This window comes from Cyanobium sp. BA20m-p-22, from assembly GCF_024346275.1.
Taxonomy (GTDB): domain Bacteria; phylum Cyanobacteriota; class Cyanobacteriia; order PCC-6307; family Cyanobiaceae; genus Cyanobium_A.
Genome location: NZ_JAGQCQ010000153.1, coordinates 1 through 8,492, shown reverse-complemented (window position 1 = coordinate 8,492; position 8,492 = coordinate 1). Strand labels below are relative to the sequence as shown.

Genomic DNA, 8,492 nt, shown 5'->3' with positions numbered 1-8,492 from the left:
TTGCCGCAGTCAATCAGCCCAGGGTCTATCCCTTCTAGCTGAGCGATATGCCATCAAAGGCTATACAACATCCGTGCACACCGCCTGCGCATCAGGCGGTCAAGCCGTTGGCACGGGCTTGAAACTGATCCGACGCGGCGACTGTGATTACGTACTTGCGGGGGGCTTCGATTCAATGATTAGTCCCCTGGGCCTAGCCGGATTCTGCCTGCTCAACGCAGTATCAACAGACAACCATAATCCCCATACGGCCAGCCGCCCCTTTGATGCCAGCCGCAATGGATTTGTCCTGGGTGAAGGGGCTGGCTTCCTTGTGCTGGAAGAATGGGAAGCAGCTGTTAAAAGGGGCGCTCGGATCTACGCAGAGCTAGCGGGGGAGGGCAATTCCCTTTCCAGTTACCGAATCACCGATTCCCATCCCTCCGGTGATGGCCCAATCCAGGCAATGCAACAAGCTCTGCAATCGGCCGGCATATTTCCAGAACAGGTTGATTACCTAAATGCCCATGGCACATCAACACCAATGAACGATCGCAGTGAGGCAGCGGCGGCACATGTGGTTTTTGGCAGCCATATTAAGGATCTAAGCGTGAGTTCAACAAAAAGCACCATGGGCCATCTGATCGCAGCGGCAGGGGCCGTAGAGGCGGCGATTTGCGCCTTGACCATTCATCACGGCAAGGTTCCGATCAATGCAAATCTCACCCAACGGGACCCCGACTGCAACCTCAATTTTATATGTGATAAAGCAAAGGATCAGGCTGTTCGCGTGGCCATGTCCAACTCACTGGGCTTTGGTGGCTCCAACAGCTGCTTAGTATTTCGCGAGCCCGGGGCCTCATAATCGATGCAGACAGCGGCGCGAGTTGTAATCACTGGCCTAGGTGCAATCTGCGCATCTGGCAAGCAGCCTGAGCAGATCCTTGATTCCCTATTGGATGGCACTATCAGCATTGCCGAAATAGGCGGCTGGGATGGGGAGAATTGGCCATGCCGATTAGGCGGGGTGGTTGGGTTCAGCCCAAGGGAACTGATCAATGATCGCAAGCTCCTTAAGCTAATCAAGAAAACAGACGTGGTCGGCATCTATGCCGCAGAACAAGCCCTTAACTCTGCTGGGATCAGTGCATACAGGGAGTCGCTGGCCAGCGCAGATGACGATAGCTTTGCTGAAAGATTTGGCCTTTATGTAGGCACCAGTGGCGGCTACTATGATACCCAGTATGATTTTTTGCCCCTGATCAGCGAAGCCAATGGCAGCATGCAGGCCATTGGCGAAAGGCTGGGCGAAAGTGTCAACCCAATGTGGCTACTTGGCAACCTCCCCAACAACGTTGTATGCCATGTAGGCATAAGGAATAAGCTCAAGGGCGCAAATGCCTGCATCACAAATCACGGCACAAGTGGATCGCTTTCAATCATCGAGGCCTTCGAAAGCCTACGCATTGGCGACACCGAACGGGCCATAGCCATCGGCCACGATGCCCCAGTCGAACCCCAAACAGTTCTCTACTACCAAAAGGCAGGGCTGCTTGCGGACGCCCAGCTCACCCCCTTTGATGCCGATCGGTCTGGCTGCATCCTTGGCGAGGGCGGGGCAGCTCTAGTGCTGGAAACCCTGGAGGCGGCCGAGTCGAGGTCAGCTCCGATCCATGCTGAGATTCTTGGCAAGGGATGTACATCTGAAGCCCAAGGGCTTCTGCCGGTGAGAGTTGATGGTGATGGCGTCGCCAGAGCCATTTGCCTGGCTCTGGAACAGGCAGGCCTGGAAACTCAGCAAATCGGAATGATTGTGTGCCATGGCAACGGCACCAGAACATCAGATCTCTCTGAGGGCGTGGCAATTCGCAGGGTATTCGGTACCCAAATCCCACCAATTACCTGCTTCAAATGGGCATTTGGCCACCTCTTAGCAGCCGCTGGAAGTATCGATACAGTTCTAGCCCTTACCGCACTTCAACGGGGAATTGTGCCTGCCATCGCACCCCTGAGAAACATCGATCCATCCTTGCAAGACCTGCCAATTGCGAAGGTTGCCAGAGAGCCCATCTCTGATACGGCATTAATTCTATCGCGTGGCTTTGGAGGCCAGAACAGCGCATTGATCATCCGGGCAACCAGCCGATGAGATCATGAATAATGCCTAATAGATACAAATGTGGTGTTGACCATGTAGACATCGCTCGAGTGCAGCAGCTGGTGGATCATTCTTCCAATGAAGATCTCAAGGGAATCTTTAGCCAGCAGGAGCTCGATTATGCGGGTAAATCAAAGAGCCGCTATGGGCGCCTAGCCGCTCGCTTTGCCGCGAAGGAAGCTTGTCTCAAGCTATTTCCGCTGGAAACGGCAACCGCAGCCATTGATCTCTCTGATTTTTCAGTACAGAATGATGGCTATGGGGCCCCATTTGTATGCCTATCGCCAAGGGCAAATGCCCTGCTGAATTTATATGGATTTGAGCAGATCTCAATCAGCCTGAGTCACACCAAAGCCCATGCTGCGGCCACGGCAATAGCATCAAGCAAAGACTTTAAAGCCCCCCTGATCGGCAGATTGGCCTATCGGCTTCTACCCATCAGACGAAAGCTGGTGCTGGCCAATCTTGAAAGGGTCTATGGCAGAACACTTAGCAAATCCCAAATTAAATCCATAGCCCAGGCCCACTATGCCCATTTCATTAGAATCGGCATCGAGTTCATCCGGTTTCAGTTTCTATCCCAAGCCCAGCGGATGGCCCAGGCGAGGGTAGAAAATGCCGACCTGATCATCGCCGCCCTTAGCAAGGGCCAGGGGGCCATCATCCTGACTGGCCATTTTGGCAACTTCACAACAGCCATTGCGGCCGGAGTTACCAACTTTCCTGAAGCCAGGGGACGTTTTTACTTTGTGCGCAGACCGTTGCAGCCAGCTTGGTTCGAGGCCCTGATTAATAAACAATTTGAAAAATCCGGCTTCAAGAGCCTGCCAAAAACAGGGTCGATGGAATCAATCATGAATTGCCTAGAGGCAGGCCATGCGGTTGTCTTCCCCTTTGACCAACACGCTGGCGGCAAGAGCAGCATCCTGGTTGACTTCCTTGGCCACCCGGCCGGAACCTTTCGCAGCCTCGCCCTGATTGCGATTGCTTCAGGCGCCCCCGTCATTCCAGCATCAAGCTGGAGGGACGAAAATGGCAACCACGTATTGCGCTTTGAGGAACCCTTACAACTGGTTGAATCGACCAGTGCAAAGGAAGAGATCCGACTCAATACGCGACTTTTCAATGCGAGCCTGGAGCAAATGGTGCTGCGCCACCCGGATCAGTGGTGGTGGGTTCACCGGCGCTGGCGCAACTGAGCTGGTTTCGCTCTCATGCCGCCTGCAGGGCGTCGCTGCCGCATCGGGCGCAGAAGCGTTGCTGACCCAATTGGCTATGGCCGCATTTGCCGCACACCTGCACCACCGGCGCCACATTGCGGCCATCCTCAACGCCATCGCGCAGGTCGATCTCCCGCAGCTTGGCCTCCAGCTCGGCCTGGCCAACCTGGCCGCTGGCCAGCAGCAGCTCAGATAGGGCCTCAACCCGCAAAACCACCTGCTGCAAACGGGTGTCAACGGCATCCAGCCGGATGGCCAATTCCTCAGGGCTTGGCGGCGGGCTCGATCGTTCCATGGGGTGACATTAGGGGGCCAGGCTGGACCGGTAACTTGACTGCCACCTAGGGCACGCACGATGGAGATCACCCTGGTGGGAAGCGGCCTGTTAGGCACCGCGATCGGTGAGCGGTTACTGGCCCGTGGCTACCGGCTTCACGTGTGGAACCGGCGGCAGGAGCGTGCCCAGACGCTGGTCGCAGCGGGGGCCCAACTCGCCTCCAGCCCTGCCGAGGCTGTGACCGCGGGCGAGCTCGTGATCACCGTGCTCAGTGACGGCCCCATCACCGCTGAGGTGCTGCTCAACCAGGCCGGCACCGCCCTCCCGGGGCGGCTGGTGCTGCAGGTGGCGACCATCGCGCCGGCCGAAAGCCGCGACCTGGCGATCGCCCTGCAGCAACGCGGTGCCCGCTATCTGGAAACCCCCGTGCTGGGTAGCCGGCCGGAGGCTCTGGCCGGCTGCCTCCAGGTGATGGTGGGCGGCGACCTGGCCGATCTCGAACGGGCTCGGCCGGTGCTAATGGCCCTCGGAGGCGAACCGCGCCATCTCGGACCTGTCGGAGCTGCCCTGCACACCAAGCTGGCCCTCAACCAGCTGATCGCCAGCCTCACCCACAGCTTCAGCCTGGCCCTGCACGTGGTGCAGCAGGCCGGCGTGGAGGTAGAGACCTTCATGGCGATCCTGCGCGAAAGCGCCCTTTACGCCCCCACCTTCGACAAAAAACTGGCCAAGGAACTGGCCGACGACTACAGCAACCCCAACTTCCCCACCGCCCACCTGCGCAAGGACCTGCAGCTGTTTCTCACCGCCGCCGCCGCTCTACAGCTCGAGACCCAGGGCCTGCGGGGCCTGGCCGAGCTGCTTGAGCGAGCGACCGCCGCCGGTCTAGATGAGCTCGACTACAGCTCCCTGCACCGGCTCACGGGCACCACCTCGACCCAGAGGGCCAGCGGCTGATGAATCTCAGGCCCCCAAATCGGCCAGCCGCCGCCGGGCCAGTTCCGCCTGGGCCTCGGCTTCGGCCAGGTTTGCCTGGCATTCCGCCACCACCTCAGGCGGGGCCTTGCCCGCGAAGTTTGGATTGGCAAGGCGACCCGCCAGGCCCTTGATCTCCCTATCGGCCTTGGCGATGTCCTTCTCCAGCCGGCCGCGCAGGGCGTCGAGATCCACCAGGCCCTCAATCGGCAGCAACACCTGCAACTCACCACTCACGCCGGCCAAGGCGCGCTGGCCGGGGGCTGCCTCAGCAGCGGCGGGATCGAGCACAACCAGGCTCTCAGCTCGGGTGAGGGCGGTGATATCGGCGCTGGCCTCCTGCAGCACCGCCGCCAGCTCGCCGCGACCGGTGACGAAACGCACCGGCGCACTCTGGTTGGGCTTGAGCCCCGCCACGGCCCGCAGGTTGCGCACCACCCGGATCGCCTCGATCAGCTCGGCAAAGGACGCCTCCAGATCGTCGTCGAGGGCGGCAACGTCCACCGCCGGCCAGGGCTGGAGCGCCAGGAAGGTCTCCGGCGGCTCGCCGGTAAGGCCATGCCAGAGCTCCTCGCTCAGGTGCGGCATCAGCGGATGCAGCATCACCAGCAGCTCGCCGAGCAGCTTGGCCAGCACCTGGCGGGCGGTGCGCTGATCCGCCAAGGCAGCCTCGCGGGCAGCCCCCTCCAGATTCACCGGCACCTGCAGGCGCCGCTTAAGCAGCTCAATGGTCCAGTCGCAAACCTCATTCCAGGCGAACTCATAGAGCCCCTTGGCCGCTTCACCCAGGCCGTAGCTGTCATAGCGCTCGGCGGTTTCCCGGTTCACCCGCGCCAGCCGCGAGAGGATCCAGCGGTCGGCCAGCTGCAGGGCCGCTGGATCCGGCTCACCCAGCGAAGCCGGCGTCTCCCCGCCCAGGTTCATCAGGGCGAAGCGGGTGGCGTTCCAGAGCTTGTTGGCGAAGTTGCGCGAAGCCTCCACCGTGGCGGAGGTGTCGGATTTGCGGTCGTAATCAAGGCGGATGTCCTGACCGGCCCCCGCCACCTCGCGCACCAGGGCGAAGCGCAGGGCATCGGCGCCATAGCGCTCAATCAGCAGCAGCGGGTCGATGCCGTTGCCGGCCGACTTGCTCATCTTGCGGTTCTGTTCGTCGCGCACCAACCCGTGGATGTAGACGTCTTTGAAGGGCATTTGGCCCGTAAAGGCGCCGGCCAGCATCGTCATCCGGGCCACCCAGAAAAAGATGATGTCGAAGCCAGTCACCAGCACGCTGGTGGGATACCAACGGGCCAGGTCGGCGGCCTGCTCGTCCGGCCAGCCCAGAGTCGAGAAGGGCCACAGGCCGCTGGAAAACCAGGTGTCGAGGGCGTCGGGATCCTGCTCGAGCAGCAGGGGATGGGCGTGGGTGCCGCCGCTGAACTGGGCCTCCGCCTTGGCCCGGGCTTCTGACCCATCGCGGGCCACCACGTAGGGCGTGTTGTCGGTGATCACACCGCCGGTTTCACTCACCACAAACCAGGCGGGGATGCGGTGGCCCCACCACAGCTGGCGGGAGATGCACCAGTCGCGGATGTCGGTGAGCCAGTCGCGGTAAACTTTGCTCCAGCGCTGCGGCACAAAACGGGGATCGGACCCGGCGGCGGCAGCCAGGGCCTCACGGCAGCGGGCCGCCAGGGGCTCGGTTTTCACGAACCACTGGGTGGAAAGCAGGGGCTCCACCGGCACCTTGCCGCGATCGGAAAAGGGCACGCTGTGGCGGTAGGGCTCCACCCGCGCCAGGAACCCTTCTGCCTCCATGGCCGCCACCACCGCTTGGCGAGCCTCGAAACGATCCAGGCCCGCAAAGCGGCCTGCCGCTTTGTTCATGCTGCCGTCCTTGGCCATCACCGTGATCAGCGGCAGGTTGTGGCGCTGGCCAATCGCGAAGTCGTTGGGGTCGTGGGCGGGGGTCACCTTGACGCAGCCGGTGCCGAACTCGATGTCCACGTGGTCGTCGGCGACGATCGGGATCTGGCGCCCCACCAGGGGCAGGGTGAGGGTCTGGCCCACCAGCGCCGCATAGCGCGGATCCTTGGGGTTCACGGCCACGGCGGTATCGCCGAGCAGGGTTTCGGGCCGGGTGGTGGCGACTTCCAGGAAGCCATCACCGCTGCTGAGCGGATAGCGGAAGTGCCAGAGGTAGCCGTCCACCTCCTGCATCTCCACCTCCAGATCACTCACCGCCGAGCCCGAGGCCGGGCACCAATTCACCAGGTATTCGCCCCGGTAGATCAGGCCCTGCTCATGCAGGCGGTTGAAGGCCTCGATCACCGCGGCACTGCAGCCGCTATCGAGGGTGAAGCGCTCCCGCTGCCAGTCCACCGAGTAGCCCAGGCGGCGCAGCTGGCCCACGATCGTGCCGCCGCTGTCTGCCTTCCAGGCCCAGGCCTTCTCGAGGAATGCCTCGCGGCCCAGGTCTTCCTTGCGCTTTCCTTCAGCCTTGAGCTGCTTCTCGAGGATCGTCTGCACGGCGATCGAGGCGTGGTCGGTGCCCGGCAAACACAGCACGTTTTTGCCGCGCAGGCGCTGGAAGCGCACAATCGTGTCGATCAGGGCCGTGTTGAAGGCGTGGCCCATGTGCAGGCTGCCGGTCACGTTCGGCGGCGGAATCACCACCGAGAACGGCTCCCCCGGAGAGCTGGGGTCGGGATGGAAGGCGCCGCTGCTCTCCCAGGCCTGCTGCCAGCGGCTCTCAGTGCCCGCCGGGTCGTAGCTCTTGGGCAGAGCGTCGTTCACAAGATTACTTCTAGTACTGCTATCAGTCTCTCAAAGCGTGGGCATTTTGGTGGACGCGTCCCTTGAGATTGAGAAAAATAGAGAATTCCTTAGCCGTTTAACAGTCTCTATCAAGATGTGGATAGAAACATCCTCAGCAGAATCCTGGTCAGAGAACCCAAACGGATTATCAATATCGTCGATCAGCCTAAGCAGGAGTATCACCAGAAAGGAAATCACCGCCAAAAAAAAGATCGACGCGGGGAGATTTTCAGACTTTGCCAGCACTAGTCCCGAGACCAGAAGAGCAGCCGCTATGTAGGCCATCCAATAAACTAGCGGAACAAAGTCCGTGTCTCGGATGACTTGCACTCGATTAACCCGTTGAAGAATTACAGCCATATCCGCCATTAGCCTACCGCGAAGAGTAGAAGCATCCCCCTTGATCTGGGCGCAAGCTTCGGCAACCATTAAATGGGTTTCAGCATAATTCTCATACATGGCGCCTTGAGGAACTCGATCATGAAACCAATCGACTACACATTCGCCGAAGCCAATTAACTTTTCGAGATATTTGGTGGTTTCTGCCTGTGAATTGTAGACCTTGATAGCCACAATTTCCAGGTACAGAGACTCTAGTGAGGTAGAAATCTCCCCAGGTATCTTTTCGCTTTCCTTAAAATCAGTAAGAACTCCACTCAATAAAAAACCCATCAGAAAAACGGTTGAAGCAACCATCGCCGAAAAAAGCTGATTAACTTCAAACTTTTCTAGACCAAAGTAATGAACGACTGCCTTAATTATGCAAAATATTAAAACCACCTGCGCTACAGAGGCAACTTTTTTAAGTCGAATCCTGCGCGGCGAACCAGGTTTACCTGCTAGATTGAATAAGTTTTTCATGGTAAAAAAGTTTTTAACAAAATCATTACAAGCGACTTCGAAAATCCTTTGTATTTTACGGCACAATACACGGCAGAGCTCCCGAGAAAGCCAGTTCGCATATGGTGCAACTAGCCTGCCTTGCCAATGGAGGAGCTCCATGTGACTTTTACGGCTCATTAAACTAGGGTTAACATTGAGAGCTCTTCCCCTTGATAACTCCATGGGAAGGGCGGCAGGGGTTTGA

At 59.3% G+C, this 8,492-nt stretch carries 7 protein-coding genes; 4 read left to right on the top strand and 3 right to left on the bottom strand.

The window, feature by feature from the left end:
- The 3 genes from KBZ15_RS13230 to KBZ15_RS13220 all read left to right on the top strand — a co-directional run.
- A partial coding sequence (locus KBZ15_RS13230) for a beta-ketoacyl synthase (protein ID WP_255015673.1) occupies positions 1–844 on the top strand: 844 nt, incomplete at its 5' end.
- Between the two features lie 3 nt (positions 845–847).
- Complete coding sequence (locus tag KBZ15_RS13225) at positions 848–2,128, top strand: beta-ketoacyl synthase (protein WP_255015671.1); 1,281 nt, start codon at positions 848–850, stop codon at positions 2,126–2,128.
- 11 nt (positions 2,129–2,139) lie between these two features.
- Entirely contained in the window at positions 2,140–3,336 is a 1,197-nt protein-coding gene (locus KBZ15_RS13220; RefSeq protein ID WP_255015668.1) for a 4'-phosphopantetheinyl transferase superfamily protein, read from the top strand.
- Positions 3,337–3,349: 13 nt separating this feature from the next.
- On the opposite strand, the gene KBZ15_RS13215 is transcribed toward KBZ15_RS13220, so the two are convergent.
- The gene (locus tag KBZ15_RS13215) at positions 3,350–3,652 is read right to left on the bottom strand and encodes a hypothetical protein (RefSeq protein WP_255015667.1); all 303 of its coding nucleotides are present in this window, start codon (positions 3,650–3,652) and stop codon (positions 3,350–3,352) included.
- A gap of 60 nt (positions 3,653–3,712) precedes the next feature.
- Between KBZ15_RS13215 and KBZ15_RS13210 the strand changes: the two genes are divergently transcribed.
- The gene (locus KBZ15_RS13210; RefSeq protein ID WP_255015666.1) at positions 3,713–4,591 is read left to right on the top strand and encodes an NAD(P)-dependent oxidoreductase; all 879 of its coding nucleotides are present in this window, start codon (positions 3,713–3,715) and stop codon (positions 4,589–4,591) included.
- A gap of 6 nt (positions 4,592–4,597) precedes the next feature.
- Here the strand turns inward: KBZ15_RS13210 and KBZ15_RS13205 are convergent, their stop codons facing one another.
- Together KBZ15_RS13205 and KBZ15_RS13200 are read right to left on the bottom strand one after the other, a co-directional pair.
- Positions 4,598–7,384 carry a valine--tRNA ligase gene (locus KBZ15_RS13205; RefSeq protein ID WP_255015665.1) on the bottom strand — a complete coding sequence of 929 codons (2,787 nt, stop codon included), beginning with the start codon at positions 7,382–7,384 and terminating at the stop codon, positions 4,598–4,600.
- Between the two features lie 30 nt (positions 7,385–7,414).
- Positions 7,415–8,492 (bottom strand): hypothetical protein (locus KBZ15_RS13200; RefSeq protein ID WP_255015664.1); only part of this gene is annotated, 1,078 nt, incomplete at its 5' end.

Coding starts and splice junctions, on each gene's coding strand:
- KBZ15_RS13225 (WP_255015671.1), top strand. CDS start 848: ATGCAGACAGCGGCGCGAGTTGTAATCACTGGCCTAGGTGCAATCTGC.
- KBZ15_RS13220 (WP_255015668.1), top strand. CDS start 2,140: ATGCCTAATAGATACAAATGTGGTGTTGACCATGTAGACATCGCTCGA.
- KBZ15_RS13215 (WP_255015667.1), bottom strand. CDS start 3,652: ATGGAACGATCGAGCCCGCCGCCAAGCCCTGAGGAATTGGCCATCCGG.
- KBZ15_RS13210 (WP_255015666.1), top strand. CDS start 3,713: ATGGAGATCACCCTGGTGGGAAGCGGCCTGTTAGGCACCGCGATCGGT.